The 19,585-nt window shown below is 66.2% G+C and carries 17 protein-coding genes and 2 pseudogenes; 10 read left to right on the top strand and 9 right to left on the bottom strand.

Annotated features, from left to right (window positions below; genetic code table 11):
- Positions 1 to 11: 11 nt before the first annotated feature.
- The 6 genes from ACV7NQ_RS28165 to ACV7NQ_RS28140 form a co-directional block, all read right to left on the bottom strand.
- Positions 12 to 812, bottom strand: coding sequence for an enoyl-CoA hydratase/isomerase family protein (locus ACV7NQ_RS28165; RefSeq protein WP_463362377.1), 801 nt, complete (start codon positions 810 to 812; stop codon positions 12 to 14).
- Positions 813 to 814: 2 nt separating this feature from the next.
- The gene (locus ACV7NQ_RS28160; RefSeq protein WP_463362376.1) at positions 815 to 1,990 is read right to left on the bottom strand and encodes a CaiB/BaiF CoA transferase family protein; all 1,176 of its coding nucleotides are present in this window, start codon (positions 1,988 to 1,990) and stop codon (positions 815 to 817) included.
- A gap of 52 nt (positions 1,991 to 2,042) precedes the next feature.
- Positions 2,043 to 2,795, bottom strand: a complete 753-nt coding sequence (locus ACV7NQ_RS28155) for a fumarylacetoacetate hydrolase family protein (RefSeq protein ID WP_463362375.1) — start codon at positions 2,793 to 2,795, stop codon at positions 2,043 to 2,045.
- Between the two features lie 8 nt (positions 2,796 to 2,803).
- Positions 2,804 to 5,761: an FAD-binding and (Fe-S)-binding domain-containing protein gene (locus ACV7NQ_RS28150; RefSeq protein ID WP_463362374.1), complete on the bottom strand. Its 2,958-nt coding sequence runs from the start codon at positions 5,759 to 5,761 to the stop codon at positions 2,804 to 2,806.
- Between the two features lie 96 nt (positions 5,762 to 5,857).
- Complete coding sequence (locus tag ACV7NQ_RS28145) at positions 5,858 to 7,183, bottom strand: MFS transporter (protein WP_463362373.1); 1,326 nt, start codon at positions 7,181 to 7,183, stop codon at positions 5,858 to 5,860.
- Between the two features lie 218 nt (positions 7,184 to 7,401).
- A complete protein-coding gene (locus ACV7NQ_RS28140; protein ID WP_463362372.1) occupies positions 7,402 to 8,568 on the bottom strand; it encodes a pyridoxal-phosphate-dependent aminotransferase family protein in 1,167 nt (388 codons plus the stop codon).
- A gap of 68 nt (positions 8,569 to 8,636) precedes the next feature.
- Between ACV7NQ_RS28140 and ACV7NQ_RS28135 the strand changes: the two genes are divergently transcribed.
- Positions 8,637 to 9,398 carry an IclR family transcriptional regulator gene (locus ACV7NQ_RS28135; RefSeq protein WP_463362371.1) on the top strand — a complete coding sequence of 254 codons (762 nt, stop codon included), beginning with the start codon at positions 8,637 to 8,639 and terminating at the stop codon, positions 9,396 to 9,398.
- Positions 9,399 to 9,700: 302 nt separating this feature from the next.
- Here ACV7NQ_RS28135 and ACV7NQ_RS28130 read toward each other — a convergent pair whose 3' ends face one another.
- Positions 9,701 to 10,408, bottom strand: coding sequence for a GntR family transcriptional regulator (locus ACV7NQ_RS28130; protein ID WP_463365843.1), 708 nt, complete (start codon positions 10,406 to 10,408; stop codon positions 9,701 to 9,703).
- 116 nt (positions 10,409 to 10,524) lie between these two features.
- Here ACV7NQ_RS28130 and ACV7NQ_RS28125 point away from each other — a divergent pair, with 116 nt between their 5' ends.
- The 4 genes from ACV7NQ_RS28125 to ACV7NQ_RS28110 are packed head-to-tail and all read left to right on the top strand — an operon-like array spanning position 10,525 to position 13,271.
- Positions 10,525 to 11,652 carry a TIGR03364 family FAD-dependent oxidoreductase gene (locus ACV7NQ_RS28125; RefSeq protein ID WP_463362370.1) on the top strand — a complete coding sequence of 376 codons (1,128 nt, stop codon included), beginning with the start codon at positions 10,525 to 10,527 and terminating at the stop codon, positions 11,650 to 11,652.
- 8 nt (positions 11,653 to 11,660) lie between these two features.
- The gene (locus ACV7NQ_RS28120) at positions 11,661 to 12,350 is read left to right on the top strand and encodes a phosphonatase-like hydrolase (RefSeq protein WP_463362369.1); all 690 of its coding nucleotides are present in this window, start codon (positions 11,661 to 11,663) and stop codon (positions 12,348 to 12,350) included.
- Positions 12,351 to 12,407: 57 nt separating this feature from the next.
- Complete coding sequence (locus tag ACV7NQ_RS28115) at positions 12,408 to 12,632, top strand: hypothetical protein (protein WP_463362368.1); 225 nt, start codon at positions 12,408 to 12,410, stop codon at positions 12,630 to 12,632.
- 45 nt (positions 12,633 to 12,677) lie between these two features.
- Positions 12,678 to 13,271 (top strand): DUF4126 domain-containing protein, encoded by a 594-nt coding sequence (locus ACV7NQ_RS28110; RefSeq protein ID WP_463362367.1) that lies wholly within the window; start codon positions 12,678 to 12,680, stop codon positions 13,269 to 13,271.
- Between the two features lie 213 nt (positions 13,272 to 13,484).
- On the opposite strand, the gene ACV7NQ_RS28105 is transcribed toward ACV7NQ_RS28110, so the two are convergent.
- Positions 13,485 to 13,847: a DUF4254 domain-containing protein gene (locus tag ACV7NQ_RS28105; RefSeq protein ID WP_463365842.1), complete on the bottom strand. Its 363-nt coding sequence runs from the start codon at positions 13,845 to 13,847 to the stop codon at positions 13,485 to 13,487.
- Positions 13,848 to 14,336: 489 nt separating this feature from the next.
- Here ACV7NQ_RS28105 and ACV7NQ_RS28100 point away from each other — a divergent pair, with 489 nt between their 5' ends.
- Together ACV7NQ_RS28100 and ACV7NQ_RS28095 are read left to right on the top strand one after the other, a co-directional pair.
- The gene (locus ACV7NQ_RS28100) at positions 14,337 to 14,546 is read left to right on the top strand and encodes a hypothetical protein (RefSeq protein ID WP_463362366.1); all 210 of its coding nucleotides are present in this window, start codon (positions 14,337 to 14,339) and stop codon (positions 14,544 to 14,546) included.
- Entirely contained in the window at positions 14,543 to 14,911 is a 369-nt protein-coding gene (locus ACV7NQ_RS28095) for a hypothetical protein (protein WP_463362365.1), read from the top strand. Before ACV7NQ_RS28100 ends, ACV7NQ_RS28095 begins: the two co-directional genes overlap by 4 nt.
- Positions 14,912 to 15,084: 173 nt before the next feature.
- Here the strand turns inward: ACV7NQ_RS28095 and ACV7NQ_RS28090 are convergent.
- Positions 15,085 to 15,225: pseudogene (locus ACV7NQ_RS28090) on the bottom strand (AI-2E family transporter); the annotation flags it as partial.
- Between the two features lie 573 nt (positions 15,226 to 15,798).
- Between ACV7NQ_RS28090 and ACV7NQ_RS28085 the strand changes: the two are divergent.
- The 3 genes and pseudogenes from ACV7NQ_RS28085 to ACV7NQ_RS28075 form a co-directional block, all read left to right on the top strand.
- Positions 15,799 to 16,344, top strand: coding sequence for a sulfatase-like hydrolase/transferase (locus ACV7NQ_RS28085; protein ID WP_463362364.1), 546 nt, complete (start codon positions 15,799 to 15,801; stop codon positions 16,342 to 16,344).
- Positions 16,345 to 16,440: 96 nt separating this feature from the next.
- Complete coding sequence (locus tag ACV7NQ_RS28080) at positions 16,441 to 17,649, top strand: ISAs1 family transposase (protein WP_463358437.1); 1,209 nt, start codon at positions 16,441 to 16,443, stop codon at positions 17,647 to 17,649.
- 57 nt (positions 17,650 to 17,706) lie between these two features.
- Positions 17,707 to 19,560, top strand: a pseudogene (locus tag ACV7NQ_RS28075) (arylsulfatase); the annotation flags it as partial.
- Positions 19,561 to 19,585: the final 25 nt, after the last annotated feature.

Raw genomic sequence — 19,585 nt, 5'->3', positions numbered from 1 at the left:
CCCGCGAAACGCTAGGGGCCTTCGCTGGTCGTCCGGTCGCGGTGGTCATTCCAGCTCGGCGCTCGTTTCGCCACGAACGCCTCGACCGCGTTCCGGAAGTCAGCGGAGCTGTAGACGCGCGAGACAATGTCGGTCAGGTCAGCGTCGCGTCCGCTGCGATGCAGTCTGCGCAGCCCTTCTTTGGATGCCCACATGCTCAAGGGCGCGTGGGCGAGGATGCGTTCAGTGATCGTTTCGGTTGCCTTTTCCAGATCGTCCGCCAGCGCCACGAGGAATCCCGCCGAATGGGCCTCCTCGGCGCTCATCAACTCGGCTGTCAGCAAGAGCGCGATCGAGCGTGGGTGACCGAAGTTCTGGACGAGCAGGTCCAGGGTGGCTCCCGAGACACAGTTCCCGAGAGTACGTGCGATCGGAACTCCGAATTTCGATTGGGGTGTCGCGACGCGGAGGTCGACCGCGCAGGCGATGCCGAGACCGCCCCCGACGCAGTAGCCGTCGATCGATGCGACGGTGGGAATCGTCACGGCCTGCAGCCGGTCGAGCACCGCGGTCACCCGGCGCTCGTAGTCCACACCATCCTGACCCGTGGAGAACTGGGTGAACTGGCTAATGTCCGTACCGGCGACGAATGCGCGACCGCCGGCGCCGCGCAGGACCATGACCCGGATGGCGCTATCGGAGTCGGCCCGGTCGCAGGCTTGCTCGAGCGCCTCATACATGGCCCAGGTCATTGCGTTTCGCTGATCCGGCCGGTTGAACGTCACGGTCAGCACGTGGTTCTCGGCGCTGATCTCGACTTCGGATGTGCTCATTGCTACTCGTCACCTTCCCGGTCGACGTGACTCATTTCCGCGCGGACCGTTGCGGTCGAATCGCCCAGTGGTGGTCCGGCATGCGCCCGCCGCACGGGGGTGCGGGAGAAGCGCATCGGGGACCCCAGCTGCTCGGCCGAGCCCAGCGTGGGGTGTGGTGCGTCCCAGAAGAAATCCCGTTGTCGCAACGTCTCGTTGGTGAACACCTGTGCGTAATCGAGGATCGGGGCGCACGGCACCCCCGCCAGCTCGAGGTCGTCCACAATGGACCGCGACGTCCGGGTTGTGGTGATCTTTTCGATGGCCTCGATGAGCTCTTCGCGATACTGCAGCCTGGAATAAGCATTGCCGTATCGCGGGTCGGAGAGCAGGTCGTCGAGACCCAGTGTGTGGCAGAACGCCGGCCAGGTCTTCGGCGTGGTCGCGCCAATGGTGACGTGCCCGTCAGCGGTCCGCACCGCCTGGTAGGGCGCGTTGTTCTGATGCGCGGATCCGTGCGGGCGCGGGACGGTTCCGTCGGCGAAATACATGCCGGCTTCCCATATCGCAAGGGAGACGCCTGATTCCAGCAGGGAGACATCGATGTGCTGCCCTTCCCCCGACCGGTCTCGCTCGCGCAGCGCGGCGGTCACTGCCAGGGCGACGTAAAGGGCGCACGTGAGGTCGCAGATCGGGACGCCGACCTTGGCGGGGTCGTGACCGGGAAACCCGGTGATGCTCATCAGGCCACTGCGTGCCTGCGCCATGATGTCCAGACCAGGGAGGTGGGCGAGGGGGCCGTCCTGGCCCCACCCCGACGCCGAGGCATAGATCAGCCGCGGGTTCTGCTCGCGCAGGGTCGGATAGTCGAGTCCCAACCGGCTCATCGCTCCCGGCCGGAGGTTCTCGACCAGGACATCTGCCGAGCGTACGAGCTCCCGGAACGCGGCATTGTCGCGTTCGTCTTTGAGATCGAGCGTGACCGATTCCTTGTTGCGGTTCAGCCGCACGAACGGGGAGCTCTCCCCGTGGATGAACGGTCCGGTGGCGCGGACGGGATCGCCACCGTCGGGATTCTCCACCTTGATCACGCGGGCACCGAGGTCGGCCAGTTGCATCGTTGCATACGGGGCGGCCATAAACGCGCCGACCTCGAGCACGGTCACGCCGGACAAGGGTGGGTTCGATTCTGTCGTCAATGTATCCTCCGCCTCCATGTTTTCCCGCCGTGGGAAGAAAATCGCGGTTCGATCAGCCCCGGTCGGCCACTGTGTTGCGAAGTGTGCCGATACCGGAGATTTCGACCTCGACGATGTCACCGGGCACCATCGGCCCTACCCCGGCAGGACTGCCGGTCAGCAGCACATCGCCGGGTTCGAGAGTGATCCATCGGGTGACGAACGCCAGCAGCTCCCCTACCCCGAACACCATGTCCGAGGTCGATCCATCTTGGACGACCTGGCCGCCGAGCCGGGTGGTGATCCGCAACGCCGACGGATCGGCTATGTCGGTCTCGATCCATGGACCCATTGGGCAGAATGTGTCCGCGCTCTTCGCGCGGGTCCACTGGCCGTCGTCGCGCCAGTCGTGCGCGGTGACGTCGTTCGCGCAGGTGTAGCCCAGCACGAAGTCCGCCGCACGATCGGCCGGCACGTCCCGGGCGGTGCGGCCGATGACGACGGCCAGTTCGCCCTCGTACTCCAGGCGCTGCACCTCTTTAGGCCGCAGTATCACCGCGTCAGGGGCGGTGATCGCGTTGGGGGCCTTCAAGAACAGTGGTGGTTGCTTCGGCCAGGGCCTGCCCTTCTCGGCGATCTGACCGGCGTAGTTGCTGCCGGCACAGACGATCGTGCGAGGATCGCATGGGGGAAGCAACGCCAGCTCCGCCAGCCTCCCCACCACCTCGCCCGGCTCGGCATACCCGTCGGGAAACTCGCGCACCACATCCCCGACCACCACGCCACGCCCGGCCTGGCCGTCCAACAAGTAGCGAACAATACGCATGATCTCTCCTATTCTCGACCAGGACCGGCCAGCGCCTCGCGCACCAGCTCAACCGGGTGCCACGCGGTGCGGCCCGCTCCATGGAAGATCTGCTGCCGGCATGACACACCGGTCGCGGCCACGATCGTGTCCTCCGGCTCCGCCGCGAGGGCCGGGAAAAGCCGATCTCCGCCGATGGTGATGGACGTCTCGTAGTGCTCCGACTCGAAACCGAACGAGCCGGCCATCCCGCAGCAGCCGGAGTTGATCTCCTCCACCTGCACACCCGGGATCCGGCGCAGCAGCGCCATCGTGGTCGCCGTGCCGACCTCGGCCTTCTGGTGGCAATGACCGTGATACACGATCCGGCGGCCCGCGAACCGGGAATCCGCTCGCAGCGTCAACCGCCCCGCATCGATCGCCTCGACCAGCAATTCCTCCACCTGCTTGACCCGCCCAGCAACCTCTCGCAACGCCTCCGAATCCGGCAGCAGCGCCGTGTGCTCGTCGCGCAACGTGAACAGACACGACGGCTCACAGCCCACGATCGGCGAGGCCGGATCCGTCGCGGCCAGCGACGCCACCAACCCCGCAGCCTTCTTCTTCGCGTCGTCGAGCAGTCCCTTGGACAGGCTCGACCGGCCACAGCAACCGCCACTGGCAAGCTCGACCTCCCACCCCGCGCGCTCCAGCAGCTCTATGGCCGCACTGCCGATGTGTGGCTCGGTGAAGGTCGTGAACGAGTCGGCAAGCCACTGCACGGTGCCCAATGGCGCACGGCCCAGGGGCACAGCCCGCTGGTGCCGGCGGAACCAGCGCAGCAGGCTGACCCGTTCGAAGACCGGCAGCGGGCGGGCAGCTGTGATGCCGAAGGCGCGCTCCATGATCCGGCGCGCGAATCTGTTGCGGCCGGGCAGATTCGACAGCGGGGCGGTCGCGGAGCCGATCCGGTTGAGCAGGCGGATGGAGCCGAAGATCCTCGAGCGCAACGGAACTCCGTGGATCTCATGGTGATGATGCAGCGTCTCGGCCTTGAGCGCGGCCATGTCCACGCTCATCGGGCACTCGCTCTTGCATGCCTTGCACATCAGGCACAGGTCGAGGATCTCGTGCAGCCGCTCGCCGCCAAGCGCGGCGTGTGGGTCCGGTTCGGACAGTGCCTTCACCAGCGCGTTGGCCCGGCCGCGGGTGGCGTGCTCCTCGTTGTTGGTCGCGATGTAGGACGGGCACATCACGCCCGAGGTGGACTTCCGGCACAGGCCGATGTTCATGCAGCGATCCGCGGCGCCACGCATGCCGCCGACGACCTCGAACTGCAGCGTCGTCTTCAGTGGCGGGGCGGGTGGCAGCGCGTCGCGGTCGCGCAGGTTCTCGGTCATCGGCGGCGCGTCGACGATCTTGCCCGGGTTCATGCCGTTGCCGGGGTCGAAGATGCGCTTGACCGTGCGCATCACCTCGTACAGCTGGTCGCCGAAGATCTCCCGGTTGAACTCGCTGCGGGCGAGGCCGTCTCCGTGTTCGCTGGAGTTCACCCCGCCGTACTCGGCGACGAGATCTTTAACCGCTTCGGCGACGGTGCGCATCTTGGCCACCTCGTCCGGTTTGGTCAGGTCGACGAACGGGCGGATGTGCAGGCAGCCTACCGAGCAGTGGCCGTAGAACCCCGCCTCCAGCTGGTGGTCATCGAGGATCTGCTTGAACCGCTTGGTGTATTCGGGCAGCTGAGCCGGATCGACGGCGGTGTCCTCCACGAAGGCGAGCGGGCGGCGAGTGCCCTCGCCAGCGGCCATCAGCAGGCCAAGGCTGGACTTGCGGACCTTCAGCAACGCCCCTTGATCGGCGGGAGTGACCGCGCGCAGCGTGTGGTAGCCGTGCCCGTTCTGTCGCCACAGCTCGTCGAGCCGGTCCAGCTTGGCGATCTGGCTCGCTTCGTCGTCACCGGTGAACGAGACGAACAGCAGTGCGCCCGGGTCGCCGACGAGGATGTTCCCGAGCTCGGCGTACTCGATCTTCTGCCGGGACAATTCCAGGATCGTGCGGTCCATCAGCTCGACCTGGTGGGGTTCGCAGCTCAACGCGTCCGTGGTGGCCGCGATGGCGCTCGCGGTGTCGGTGAAGTGGCCGACGGCGTAAACCGTGTGCGCGGGCTTGGGCACCAGCTCCACCAGAGCGTGGGTGACGACCACCAACGTGCCCTCCGCACCGACCACGAACTTGGCGAGATCAAACGAGTTGTCGTCACCGAAGCCCACCAGGCGGTCGAGCCGGTAGCCGCAGGCACGACGCCAGAACACCGGCATCCCGGCCTTGATGATCTCCTCGTTCGCGACGACCAGGTCCGGAAGTGCCTGGTAGATCCGGCCCTCCAGCGTATCCGCCATCGCCCGGCGTTTCCGCTCGGCCTCGTCGACGGGTTCCAACCGGGCGCGCGAGCCGTCGGAGAGCACCGCGTCCAGTGCCCGCACGTGATCGATCGTCATGCCGTAGGTCAGGGAGCCGCTTCCCGCGGAATTGTTGCCGATCATCCCGCCGATCGTGGCCCGGTTGCTGGTTGAGGTGTCCGGGCCGAACATCAGCCCGTGGGCGGCGGCGGCCTGGTTGAGCTGATCCTGCACTACCCCGACCTCCACCAGCGCGGTGCGGGCCACCGGGTCGATCTCCACGATCCGGTTCATGTGCCGGGACAGGTCGAGCACCAGGCCGGGTCCCACAGTCTGGCCGGCCAGGCTCGTTCCCGCGCCCCGGGGCACGATCGGCACGCCGAGCTCACCGGCGGCCTGCACCGCCGCGGCGACGTCGTCGGCATGACGTGGAAACACGACGCCCAGCGGAGTTATCGAGTACATGCTGGCGTCGCGGGAGAAAATGTGGCGGCTGTAGTCGTCGAAGGCAACCTCGCCGTCCATCGTCGCGCGGAGCGCATGCTCCAAGCGCGGGGCGAGGGCTGACTGATCAGTCGCGGCTGTGTCAGTCGTGGGCAAGGTCATCACGAGTCCTTTCTAGCCGTTGTCATTCGCAACAGACACCACCACCGCGGCGGCCGATCCGTCAGGCGGACCCGCCGCCGCGGTGGCTTAGATGAGTCAGACAGGGTTCGACGCCGGTTCTTCCTCCGTTCGTGCGGCCGCTTGGAGGTTCGTCGCCTCGCGCAGCTTCTTGCGCAACGTCAGGACGAGCAGTGCAGCGACGCCGAATACCACACCGAAGAACACCTGGGTGAGCGCGTATCCCCCACCGCTGAGGTCACTGAGCCATCCACCAATGTAAGGCCCGAAGAAGCTGCCCAGGTTCCCGACGCCGTTGATGAGGCCAATCCCCGCGCCCGCGGCCGCCACGGGGATGAGCTTGGTGACCGTCGCCCAGAACGGCCCGTACCAGGCGATAGACGCCGCCGTGCCGAGGATCATCGCCCCGAGCACAAGCCACTTCTGTTGCGTCGAGATCAGGCTCGCGCCGGCGAGAATCACCGCCGCGCAACCGAGAACCACCGACATATGGGCGACGTGCCCGCCCCGGCGGTCCGCCGACCGGCCGACGAGAATGATGGCGGCACCCGCGGCGACCTGGGGCAGCATCGCGACGAGACCCACTTGCAAGTCGGTGTGAAAAGCCTTCTTGAGCACGCTCGGCAGCCACAACGTGAGGCCGAGCAGGCCCATCTGCGTCAACGTGTAGATGAGGGCGAACTGCCACACGATCCCGCTCGTCAAGGCGGCCTTGAACGTCCCGCGGGACTTGAGGTCCTCGCCTTCCTCGATACGAGAACTCTCGATGAAGTCGCGCTCGGTCTCCGACAGCCAGCTCGCTTTGGCGGGCGTGTCGCGGACCACCGCCAGCCAGGCGATGAGCCCGATGACCAGCGGAGCCCCGCCCTGGATGATGAACATCCAACGCCAGTCCGCGTAGGTCAGGATGATGCCGGAGAACGGGGCGGCGACTATCGCCGCGATCGGTGTGTACAGCTTGAAGATCGCGTATGCCCTGCTTCGTTCGGCGAACGGGAACCAGGACCGGATGGTGGTCATCAGCGCGGGTTGCACGCCACCCTCGGCCACCCCGAGGAGGAAACGGGCGAGGATGAGTTGGCCGAAGCTGTGGGTGAAGCCGGAGGCCATCGCGGCCACACTCCACAGCACCATTAGGATCGCGACCCACCGTTTCGCGCTCCACCGTTCGGCCATGTATCCGCCGGGGATCTGCAGCAGCAGGTAGCCCCAGAAGAAGATGCCGCTCGCGAGACCCTGTTGGGCCCCGCTGAGATGCATGTCGGTCTTGAGGTGGGGCAGCGCGAAAGCGATGTTCGTTCGGTCTATATAACAGATGACGTAGATGAAGACAATGATCGGCAAGATATAGGTCCACCGCTTCATGTGGGCCAGGCGCCGGACAGGGGAAGTGCGCTCGGTCAACGACCTACCTCCTTGTAGGTAGCCGGCGCGGTCGGCGTCGGCTGGTGTTGGAGCAAATGAGAGTCGAAACAGAAGGCCGGCGCCGGGTTCCAGCGCCAGGCCTCGCGGACCTGCCGTGCGGCTGGCCTTAACGCCCATGCCGTCATAGTGGGCTTACGACGTGATCCGCCGAGCCGGGAGCGAATGGTTCAAAGGAAAGCCCGGCACTCGCCCAGGTTTCATTCCGTGCGCAACACCTCCAGTGCAGCTTGGAGGCCGGCTGGGTCGACGGCCACGCCGGCCAGTTCGAGCCCCATCTGGACGCCGGAGAGGGTTCCGGCGAGCGTCAGGTCGTTGAAGTCGCCGAGGTGGCCGATTCGGAACACGCGCCCGGCGAGCTTGCTCAGGCCGGCGCCCAGTGACATGTCGAAGCGGTCCAGGATGATCTGACGGACCTTGTCCGCATCGTGTTCCTCGCCCAGCAGAATGGCGGTCAGGACACTGGAGTGCTCGCGCTCGTCGGCGCACAGGATCTCGAGGCCCCAGCCCCGGACGGCCGCCCTGGTCGCCGCGGCGTGGCGGTTGTGCCGTGCGAACACGTTGGGCAGCCCCTCTTCTTCAAGGAGGAGCAACGCTTCCCGAAGGCCGTAGAGCAGGTTGGTGGACGGCGTGTAGGGGTAGAAGCCGCGCTCGTTGGCCTCGAGGATGGGCGCCCAGTCCCAGTATGCCTTCGGCAGCCGTGCCTTCGGTGCGGCCGCGAGCGCTTTCTCGCTGATCGCGTTGAAGCCCAGACCCGGGGGCAGCATCAGCCCCTTCTGCGAGCAGCTGATCGTCACGTCGACGCCCCAGTCCTCATGCCGGTAGTCGATGGACCCCAGCGAGGAGATCGTGTCGACCAGCAGCAGCGCGGGATGATTCGCCTCGTCGATGGCTGCCCGGATCTCCGGTATCCGGCTGGTGACCCCGGTCGAGGTCTCGTTGTGGACGACCATCACCGCCGCGATGCTGTGTGCCGTGTCGGCGGCCAGCCGTTCGGCCACGGCCGCCGGGTCGACACCCCGCCGCCAGTCGCCGGGGACGAAGTCGACGACCAGCCCGAGGCGCTGCGCCATGTCACGCCACAGGCTGGCGAAATGACCGGTTTCGAACGCCAGCACGCGATCGCCGGGCGAGAGGGTGTTGACCAGCGCCGCTTCCCACGCCCCGGTGCCGGAGGAGGGATAGATGACGACCGGACCACTGGTGCCGAACACCGGCTTGACCCGTTGCAGGAGGTCCCGGGTGAGCTCGGCGAAGTCGGGTCCGCGGTGGTCGATGGTCGGTTGCGCGATGGCGCTCAGCACCCGGTCGGGGACGTTGGTTGGTCCGGGGATCTGCAGGAAATGCCGTCCACTGTGAGTGGTCACTACACCTATTTCCAATCTATGCCGTTAGGTGGCACACTGTGCCGGGAGAAGGTTCAGCAATAGTAGGTATGAGCGATCGAGGAGTCAAGACATTGCGAAACGTCCTGAACACGCTCCGCGTGCTGGAAGAGGTCGCATCACGGCAGCCGATCGGCGTCGGCGAGTTAGCTCGTGTACTGGACATGCCCAAGAGTTCGGTGCAGCGTGCGCTGGTCACGCTCGACACAGCTGGGTGGATTCGCCCCGCTTCGGGCGAGGTTACCCGGTGGGTGATGACCACCAAGGCACTCGCTGTCGGCGGTCGTGCCAGCGGAGATCTCGATCTGCGCGGCGCGGCCGTGCCGATCATGGAGGACCTGCGCCGGCACACCGAGGAAACCATTCACCTGACGGTCCCCGAGGACGGCAAGATGGTCCTGATCGAGCGGCTGGAGACCGACAAACCGGTACGCACCAGCATGGCGCTGGGGCACGCACTCCCCCTGCACGCGTCCGCCAACGGCAAGGCAGTACTCGCGTACAGCAGTCCCGAGGTCATCAGCCAACTGCTCGCCGACGAGCTGCCGCGCTACACCGATACGACGATCACCGACCCGGATGAGCTGCGCGCCGAGCTGGCCGCGATCCGGGGACGGGGGTTCGCCGTCAATCGCGGGGAATGGAGGTCCGACGTCGGCTCGGTCGCCGCAGCGGTCATGGGAGGCCACGAGAAGCCGATCGCGAGCCTCAGTGTGAACATCCCGGTCAGCCGCCTGACCGAGGAATCCGAAGCCGCCTTCGGCGCCGCGGTGAGTGAGGCGGCCAACAGTCTCACCGCCCGGCTCGGCTAGGCGCCCGGCCCTGCCGAGACTCCGTTGGTTATCGGGTAGTCAGCAAGCTCGACAACATCTGCTGGCGACGGCGTGGCGCTCGATGTCCAAATCAGCGGTTCGCCGTTCGCCGGGACGCCGGATCAGTTGGCGGAGAAGGTGGCCGACGTGCGCGAACCCTCGGGCTCGATCGGTTCACGCTGCACACCGGCGTCGGCACGCTGCTGCACGAAAAGGCGCTGCACAACATCGAATTGCTCGGCGCGAAGGTGGCTCCGCAGGTTCGCTGAGCGGGACCACGCAACCGAAACCCCGAGCGGCCGTCAGCTGCTCAGTTGAGCTTCGAAGGCGATGCGGTCGCCGCGATACAGGGACCGGACCCGCTCGATCGGCTCGCCCTGCTCGTCGACGCTACGGCGGTGCAACAGCAAAAGCGGTAGGGCCGTGGTGCATTCGAGCAGGGCGGCCTCGCGCGGGGAGGCGAGGACCGTCTCGATGCGCTCGGTCGCCTTGCCGAGATGCACACCCATGGCACGCACCGCCGCGTACAGCGATGTCGTCGGGTCGTAGGTGTCGTACAGGTCGCGGAATCGGGCGAGCGGAAGGAAGGTGCTCTCCAGGCCGATGCGTTCCACGTCAGCCAGCAGCACCCGCTCCACGTGCATGACCGGAGTTCCGACCGCAAGGCCGAGCGCGTTGGCGGTATCGGCATTGGCGGACACGTCCTCCCAATTGACCAACAGTCGACCGGGAACCCGGCCGTGGCTGATCGCCCCTTCGGTGTAGGACCGTAACTGCAACGGCTGCACCATCTTCGGGCGCGACACCACCGTGCCCCGACCCTGCCGGCGAATCCTGCCCTCCACCAACAGGTCTCGCAGCGCCTGCCGGACGGTTTCGCGCGCGACCTCGAACCGCACCGCGAGGTCCCGTTCAGAGGGAACGGGATCACCCTCCGCGAGGTCGTCGATCATCTGCCCGAGCTCGGTGCGCACCAGATACGCCTTCGGCAATCGGGCACCGACCCCCACCACGTCCGTCGGGTCCATGCCGCACAGCGTACCCGTGATTGGTCTATACCAATTGTTAACCTGGCGTTAGCGCAGGAAACACCCATCGGTCTAGACCATTACTCAGTATGTGTTCCATGCGATTGGTCATCATCGGAGGTGGGATCCTCGGCACCACACACGCCCTGGCCGCGATCGGTCGCGGGCACGAGGTCGTGCAGTTGGAGCGGGAGCCCGAGGCCCGCGGCGCGACTGTTCGCAATTTCGGATTGGTGTGGGTGTCCGGGCGTTCGGCCGCGGAGCTCGACCTGACCCTGCGCTCCCGGCAGCTGTGGGAGGAGATCGGCGGCCGGGTGCCCGGTGTCGGCTTCCGCCCGGCCGGGTCGATAACCCTGGTGCGCACCCCCGCTGAACTCGCCGTCGCCGAGGCCGCCGCGGCGGGTCCGAGTGCGCAGGCGCGCGGCTTCGAACTGCTGGAGCCGGAGCAGGTGCGCGCGGTCAATCCCGCGCTGCGCGGCAAATTCCTTGCCGGACTGCATTGTTCGACCGATGCCGCCGTCGAGTCACGCCAGGCGCTGCCCGCACTGCGCGCGTACCTGGCGGCGAGGGGCCGCTACACCTTCCACCCGAGCACCGAGGCGATGTCGATCACCGACACCGGCTCCGGCGCCACCGTCGTAGACGACCAGGGCCGCAGCTTCGAGGCCGACCTGGTGTTGGACTGCCCCGGCGCGGCGCACTCCGGCCTGACCCGCGAGCTGGTCGGCACCATCCCGGTGCGCCGGGTCCGGCTGCAGATGATGCAGACTGCGCCACTGGACGAGCCGCTCACCACCGCCATCGCCGACGGCGACAGCTTCCGCTACTACCCCGGGTTCGCCGGTGCCGAAACCGACATCCTGAACCGGGAGCAGTCACAGACCGCCATTGCCGCCGAGCACCAGATGCAGCTGCTGTGCGTGCAGCGCCTGCACGGCGGACTCACCATCGGCGACACCCACGAATACGCAGAGCCGTTCGCATTCGACGTGGACGAAGCGCCCTACGAACACCTCACCGCGGTGACCGAGGAACTGCTCGGACGCAAACTGCCGCAGGTGGTTCGGCGCTGGGCGGGTGTCTACAGCCAGAGCATCGACCCCACCACCATCGTCACCCGCGCCAAGGCCGACGAGCACATCTGGGTGATCACCGGCCCCGGCGGCCGCGGCATGACCCTCGGCCCCGTCCTCGGCGAGGAAACCGCCGACGCACTCAACCTGTGAGGTTTGCCTTGTCGGACAAAAACATTCAGCTGGCCGTACTTGACATGGCGGGCACCACCGTCGCCGACGGCGGACTGGTGCTGCGCGCCTTCGACGCGGCCGCGACCGCCGCGGGCATTGAAACCCAAGGTCCCGAGCGAGATAGGGCCCTCCAGTATGTGCTCGACACCATGGGTCAGTCCAAGATCGCGGTATTCCGTGCTCTGCTCGGTGACGAGGAGCGCGCTCAACTGGGCAACCGCGCCTTCGAAACCGCCTACGACCAGCTGATCGGCGAGGTCGACATCACGCCGATTCCCGGTGCCGCCGAGGCGATCGGCGCGCTGCGCGGCGCGGGCGTCAAGGTCGCGCTCACCACCGGCTTCAGCCGCGGCACCCAGGATCGGTTGCTGAATGCGCTGGGCTGGAACGACATTGCCGATCTGACGTTGGCGCCCTCGGATGCCGGTCGCGGCCGCCCCTACCCCGACATGGTCCTGACCGCACTGCTGCGCCTCGGCGTCGATGCCGTGGATCAGGTTGCGGTGCTTGGCGATACGACCAGCGACATCGGCACCGGCCTCGCGGCGGGCGCCCGGATCGTCGCCGGAACCCTGACCGGCGCGCACAACGCAGAGCAGCTGCGCGCCGCGCGTGCGACACACGTGGTGCCCTCGGTCACCGAGTTCGCGGAACTGGTCCTCGCCGACCGCACCTGAGCACCGTCACCCCCCCTTCGACACCACACTCGACACGAACCGAAAGCTTCAGCAATCGTGCGTACTTCGAACACGCAGGGCCCCCTGGCACGCACCATCTCCCGCACCGCGCTGATCCTCGCCCCGGTCTCCGCCGTCGCGCTCACCGCGGCCTGCGGTGGCACCGGCGCCGACAGCGGCGAAGTATTCAACGCCGCCGCAAGCACCTGCCTGCTCCTACTGGTCACCCTGGTAGCCCTGGCACTGCTCGGCCACCTCGAGGGCCGTGCCGCACTGCGCTGACTCCGCGGATCGGCAGTCGACCCCACCGCCTCCTACGATGGCCGGGTGTCAGCACTACCTCTGATCTTCACCGCGGGCTGGGCGAGCGGGGTCAATGCCTATGCTGTGGTGCTGCTGCTCGGTATCTTCGGTGTGACCGGCATTTCCGACCACGTGCCCGAGGGGCTGCAGCGCACGGATGTGCTGATCGCGGCGGGCGTGCTGTTCCTCATCGAGGCGGTGGCCGACAAGATCCCATACCTGGATTCCTTCTGGGATGCCGTACACACCATCGTGCGGCCCGCGTCGGGCGCCGTGGTCGCGGCACTGCTGGCCGGTCAGGATGGCTCGCTCCCCCAGCTCGCCGCGGGCGCGGTGGGCGGAACCACCGCGCTGGCAAGCCATTTGGTCAAAGCCGGAACGCGGATGGCGATCAACACCTCACCGGAACCCGCCAGCAACATCGCGATGAGCGTCGCGGAGGACGTATCCGTCGCCGGAATCGTCACCCTCGCCGTCTTCCATCCGATAGCGGCGGCGGTGATCGCGGGCATCCTGCTGGTTATTGGCGTGAGCCTGGTGTGCTTGTTCGCCAGCCGAATTCGCCGTTACCTCCGCCGCCGACTGCGCCGCGAGGCACGGCGCGCGGCGACTGTCTGAGCGGCTACGGATACACGAGCTACCGAGCGGGCGTGCCGCGCCAGTCGACCACGCGGCACGCCGGGCGGGCGCCCCGTTGCGCCCGCCATCACTGCGGCGACGTGAACATCCGAATGGAGCCACTGGTCGGATGACTCGACACCCGGGACGTCGCCATGATGTTAGTGACGCTGTCAGGGCAGTGTCACTAATGCGGAACCGGCGGTCGCGGAGTCACTGCACTGGCAATCGTCGGCGGCCACCGGCCACGTCGGTTACGAGATCAGTGTAGCCGTCCACTAGTTCGGCCAGGTGATACCAATACTTATGGGTATTGTCGCTGCGCGCGCCATCCACATCAATGGCTTGGTTCGCATCGACCCAGCTTCGTGCCATCCGGTCGACCACCGCGCCGAGGCTTTCGGTATGCAGTGACGCGCCGTTGCGGTGCTGGGGGATCTCCTGCGCGATCCACTCATTGATGTCGTCGACCAGTTCGCTGCGACGACAATCGATTTCGGCCACCATGTGCACGTCGCGCAGCACCTCCCTGCGGCGTGCGTGCAGCTCAGCGAGCGCGTGCGCGGATCGTAGCAATTCGCGATCTTGAAAACGGCGCCCCTGGAAGGCGCACAATATTTGCGGAGCGGTCGGCAGCACCCCTACCGTCGGCGCGCTCATCGCCAAACCCCGAATACACCTGTCACCAACGCGCTTTGTACCAACATAATTGGCTCTCGATTCGGTTATACCGGTCATCGGATTGGTTGTTCAAACTAGGCTAGCTGGATCATGCTCTTACAGATGCAAGAACGCAAGAGTGCGACCGCATTTCTGCGCTAAGCGGGTTCTTGCACCATGAAGATGCCTGTATCCGCAGCGACACAACGACTTCGACGTCTCCTGAGTGGGGGTGTCGCCGATGGGCGCCAGCGATGTAAACCCCCTGGTCCTGCGACCAGCAACCCCCGACGCACCCAGGCACGGGCTCGTTCCCCACTTCCGATTCCGTCGCTGGGACCGGCCCCGGCACGACCTGAGCCGAGGTTCGTCTACGGCGTCCATGCCCTCGACGCGTCGGGGCGAGTGGCGGATCGGAGGATCCTCGACGCTCTGGGATCCGGTGCGGGCGACCGCGTGTGCTGGCGTGCGGACGATGGTCGGATCACTCTGTTCCGGTCCGACGAGGGCACTGTGCGGGTCGGCGCGGCCCTGGTCCTGGTCTGCGGCGCGCTCGATGAGATCGCCAGCCGGTTGCTCGCTGAGCTCGCGGACGTCCATGAGGTGCGGCCATGAGCACGCAGCCGATTGCATCGGACGCCGAGATCGTCGCAGCGAGACTTCTGCTGGATCGGTTGCATGTCACGATGGAAGACCTACTGGCGATGCCGCAAACGCGTGAGCCCGCACCGGCTTTCGCCGACTACACGGTGAAGGTGCAGGAGGCGATGAAGCCAACCCGCACCCGCGACACCTACCGGTCGGGGTTCCGGCACCGGCCGATGCGAGCCATGCTGGCGGCCTTCAACTCCTCGGGATTCGCCGTCGACGACATCGTTGTGCCCGACCCGCAGCCTGAGATGGCCGACATCGCGCCGGATGCCTACCAACGCCTCACCCGCACTCCACAATTCATCTTCTTCACTCTGACCGCACGTTGACGCGCAAGCGTCCGGCGGCAGGGCAGCCCGAGGCGTTCTCTGTGGGGCTACACAGTGTTCACCAGCACGCTATAAATCAGCGTGCACCAGCGGTGCCGACTGGTGTTCTGGAGCTGGGTGCTCGGCGCGCTTGGAGCACTGCTGGGTCCCGATGGCTCTGCTCGTCAAGGCGGCTTCGGCTGGATAACCGATTGGATGACGAAGTTGAGCACGCTGTAGAGGACGATCACCCAGATCATCAGCTCCGGCCCGCTGTCCAGCAACGCCAGCAGGGCCGGCGGAATCACGCCGATGACGAAGCCGACGTTCGGGATGCGATGTCCGAGACCGGGGAACGGCCCACCGGACGCCGTGTTTTTCGCCTTTCCCAGGCGGTCCTCCCGGCCCTGTGCAAGCGTGGCAGAGCTTCCCGGCTCGTGCAGGAAAGGGTTTCCCCTTGTTCTATGTTCTATGGCGGTCGAGCTACTGGTCGGCTACTGTTCTTATTGCGCCGTCGCAGTAGTGGGTGGGTCAAGAGAACGATATTGAATGCATGGGTGCGCTGGTTTCTCACCCGGGTTGTTTGTTTGTGTGGCCCCGTCCCCTTTGATATGTGCGGAGCCATCGAGGGTGACGGCTCACGGAGCGACCCCATTCGTTGGTGTCGGGTGCGATTTCCAGATTTCCTGTCGGAGCGTCGTGCGTTTCTCAACGCCGTTTCCACAAGGTCGCCGCAGCTGCTCCAGAGCAAGCATCCAGCAAGTCACAGAGCTGAGCTATCTCGTTGAGGAGGCGGGATTGCGTGTATTGCTGTTCGGAAAAGCAACGCTGGCGGTGACCAGTTCCATCCGGTGTGGCTGACAGCGGGCAACATTGGCAAAGACCTACGCGTCCGGCCCGTGCGATGCATGCCGGTCGGCGGGACGGAGGACCGAGAGATGTCACCGAAGGAATACAGGCCAGGAACTGCTTTCCCCGGAATCATCGGGCGAACAACCGATGTGTCGAGCCCGGCTTGGCCGCAACCGGTGCGGGCCGTACCGGGGGCGCCAAACATACTGTTCATCGTGCTGGATGACACCGGGTTCGGACAGCTCGGCTGTTACGGCAGTCCCATCGCCACTCCGAATATCGACGCGCTGGCCGAGGGCGGGCTGCTGTATAACAATATGCATACGACGGCGCTGTGTTCGCCGTCGCGGTCGTGCATCATCACGGGGCGCAACCACCATGCCAACGCGATGGCTGGCATCACGGAAATTGCCACGGGATATCCGGGCTACAACGGCAACATTCCGTTCGAGAACGGATTCGTCTCGGAGATGCTGCTGCAGCACGGATACAGCACTTACATGCTCGGCAAGTGGCACCTGGTGCCCTCGGAGCAGGAATCGGCTGCCGGTCCATACCAGGGCTCCGGCGTTGTCGGTCTGCAAGCCGGTGAGCTGCGGTAATTAGCTGTGCGACACGCCGTTTCGGATGCGAGGCGGACACGGGTGGCTCGAGGAGGATGAAGGTTCCTTAGGCCAGAATCTTCCCCGGAGTCGCCCGTGTCCGTCTGTTCAGTATCCCTTGTCGAGCCCGTTGTGGAGGTGTTGGATCGACGGCGCGTCGAACCGGAAACCCACACGGTCGCACCGTGTTTGCTGGAGGTGCTGAAGACGGTTCCCGACCCGCGTGATCCCCGTGGAATCCGGTACCCGTTGGTGGGGTTGCTGGCGATCATGATCCTGGCCACGGCGGCGGGGATGCAGTCGGTGGCCGGGTTCGCCACCTGGGTGCGTACCGCGCCACCGGAAGTGTTGGCAGAACTGGGCATCCGAGTGCGTCGCCCGAGCGAGAAGACGTTGCGAACCCTCATCGCCAGACTCGACGCCGCGGATCTGGATCGCCGGTTGGGTGACTATTTCGCCGCCGTGGCCGCTGCCGCGGACTCCGGCGGACTGATGGCGGTGGCCCTGGATGGCAAAACCGTGCGCGGGGCGCGCCTGGGCGGGGGCCGCGCACCGCACCTGGTGTCGATCTTCGCCCACCACGCGCGATTGGTCCTCGGCCAGCTGGCAGTCGCCGCGAAGTCCAACGAAATCCCCACGGTGCGAAAGCTTCTGAAGGCAATGAACCGGACCGGGCTCATCGCCACGATCGATGCGATGCACACGCAGGTCGCCACGGCGAAACTGATCTGCGGGCAGCTCAAGTCGCACTATTTGATGACGGTGAAGGCGAATCAGCCCAAGCTGTTGGCTCGCATTATCGCCCAGCCGTGGGCCGAGGTCCCCATCGCCCACCGTGACGCCGACGCCAAGCCATCGCACGGCAGGATCGAGACCCGCACCATGAAGGTGCTGAGCGTGCCGCGCGGGATCGGGTTTCCCTACGCCCGCCAGATCATGCAGATCACCCGCGAACGCGTCCAGGTCACCACCGGGAAACTGACGGTCGAGACCGTATACGCCATCTGCAGTGTCACCTTCGAGCAAGCCAAACCCCGACAGTTAGCCGAATGGTTGCGAAACCATTGGGGAATTGAGAATGCGATCCACTGGGTCCGTGATGTGACCTACGACGAAGACCGCAGCACCCTGCGGACCGGCACCGCTCCGCAAGTCGCCGCGACGCTCCGAAACACGGCGATAAGCCTTCACCGCATCGATGGTGCCGCCAACATCGCCGAGGCCTGCCGGACGACAGCCTTCTCACCGAACAGAGGCCTCCACCTGCTGACGAACACCCAAAACCCTTGGTCGCAGGCTAGTTAGGCGACAACGCCGGAGCCCTGCGGTCCATACGAGCGTTGGCCGCTCGGCCGTGGTTTTGAGCGGTTCTACGGCTTCCTCGGCGGCGACACCAGCCAGTGGTACCCGGACCTGGTCTACGACAACCACCAGGTCGAGCCTCCCGCCACCCCGGAGGAGGGCTACCACCTGACCGCGGACTTGGTCGACAGGGCGATCTCCTTCATCTCCAGCGCGAAGCAGGTCGCTCCGGACAAGCCCTTCTTCATGAACTTCTGCACCGGGGCGACGCACGCACCGCACCATGTGCCGAAGGAGTGGGCGGACCGTTACCGGGGCCGGTTCGACGACGGCTGGGACGCCTACCGCGAGTACACCTTCGACCGGCAAAAGCAGCTGGGTGTTGTGCCACCTGACGCGCAGCTCTCCCGCCACGACCCGGATGTGCCGGACTGGGACTCGCTGCCACCTGACGCGCGCCGCCTGGCCGCGCGGATGATGGAGGTCTACGCCGGATTCCTCTCCCACACCGACCACCACATCGGGCGGCTGCTGGACTTTCTCGAGGAGACCGGCGAGTTCGACAACACGCTGATCATGGTCGTCTCCGACAACGGGGCCAGCCCCGAGGGCGGAGTCGCCGGGACCACGAACGAGCTGCAGTTCTTCAACAACGCCCCCGAACCGATCGAAGACAGCCTCCGAGTGATCGACGAGCTCGGCAGCCCGAGCACGTTCAACCACTACCCGTGGGGCTGGACCTGGGCAGGCGACACCCCCTTCCGGCGGTGGAAGCGCGAGACCTACCGCGGTGGTGTCAGCGATCCGTTCCTGGTCCACTGGCCCCGCGGCATCACGGCGCGGGGTGAGGTGCGCACTCAGTACGCACACCTGGTCGACATGGTCCCCACCGTCCTCGACGTGCTCGGAATCGAACCCCCGGCCACTATCAAAGGCGTACCCCAGTCGCCCCTGCACGGTGTCAGCTTCGCTCACACCTTCGACAACCCGGCCGCACCGTCCCTGCACCACACGCAGTACTTCGAGATGTTCGGCCACCGCGCGATCGACCACGACGGATGGCGGGCCGTGTGCCCATGGCCGGGCCCCTCCTTCGCCGAATCGGACAAACCCTTCGGCACCCCCATCACCGCCGAGGACCTGGGCGAGCTGGACGCCCACCACTGGGAGCTGTACCACATCGACGAGGACTTCGCCGAGACCCTCGACATCGCCGCCGAGCACCGGGACAAACTGATCGAGATGATCTCGCTGTGGTACGTGGAGGCCGGCAAATACAACGTGCTGCCCATCGACAGCAGCACGTTGCAACGGCTGACAGTGGAGCGCCCCCAGATCACACCGGCGCAGCTGCGCTACACGCTTCGCGCCGGCACCGAGACGCTGCCCGCGGCCGTCGCACCCCGGGTGATCAACCGGCCGCACAGCATCACCGCCGATGCCGAGATCCCGCCCGGCGGCGCCGAGGGCGTCCTGCTGTGCCAGGGCACCAACGCGGGCGGCTGGTCCTTCTACATCAAGGACGGCCGGCTGCACTACGCCCACAACTACGTCCGGCGCAGCCTGCACCGCGTCTCCTCCACGGACACGATCCCCGAAGGCCGCCACGAGCTGCGCTTCGAATTCGAACCCACCGGCGAGCCCGATATCGCCCACGGCAAGGGCACACCAGGCCGCGCCCAGCTCTACATCGACAACCGCTTGGTCGGCGAGGCCGAAATCCCCGTCACCACGCCCATCGCTTTCAACCCCGGCGGCATGACCTGCGGCGCCAACCCGGGCTCCGCGGTGACACCCGACTACGAACCGCCCTTCCGGTTCACCGCCACACTGCATACCGTCACCGTCGACCTCTCCGGGGAGCTGATCACCGACATCCAAAGCGAGATACGCATGCACATGGCCCGGCAGTAGGGCATTCTGCCGCGCCGACGGCCGC

Source organism: Nocardia sp. Tas62D01 (genome assembly GCF_055232035.1).
Note: the sequence above shows the minus strand (reverse complement) of the source record. Positions and strands in the feature narration are given on the sequence as shown.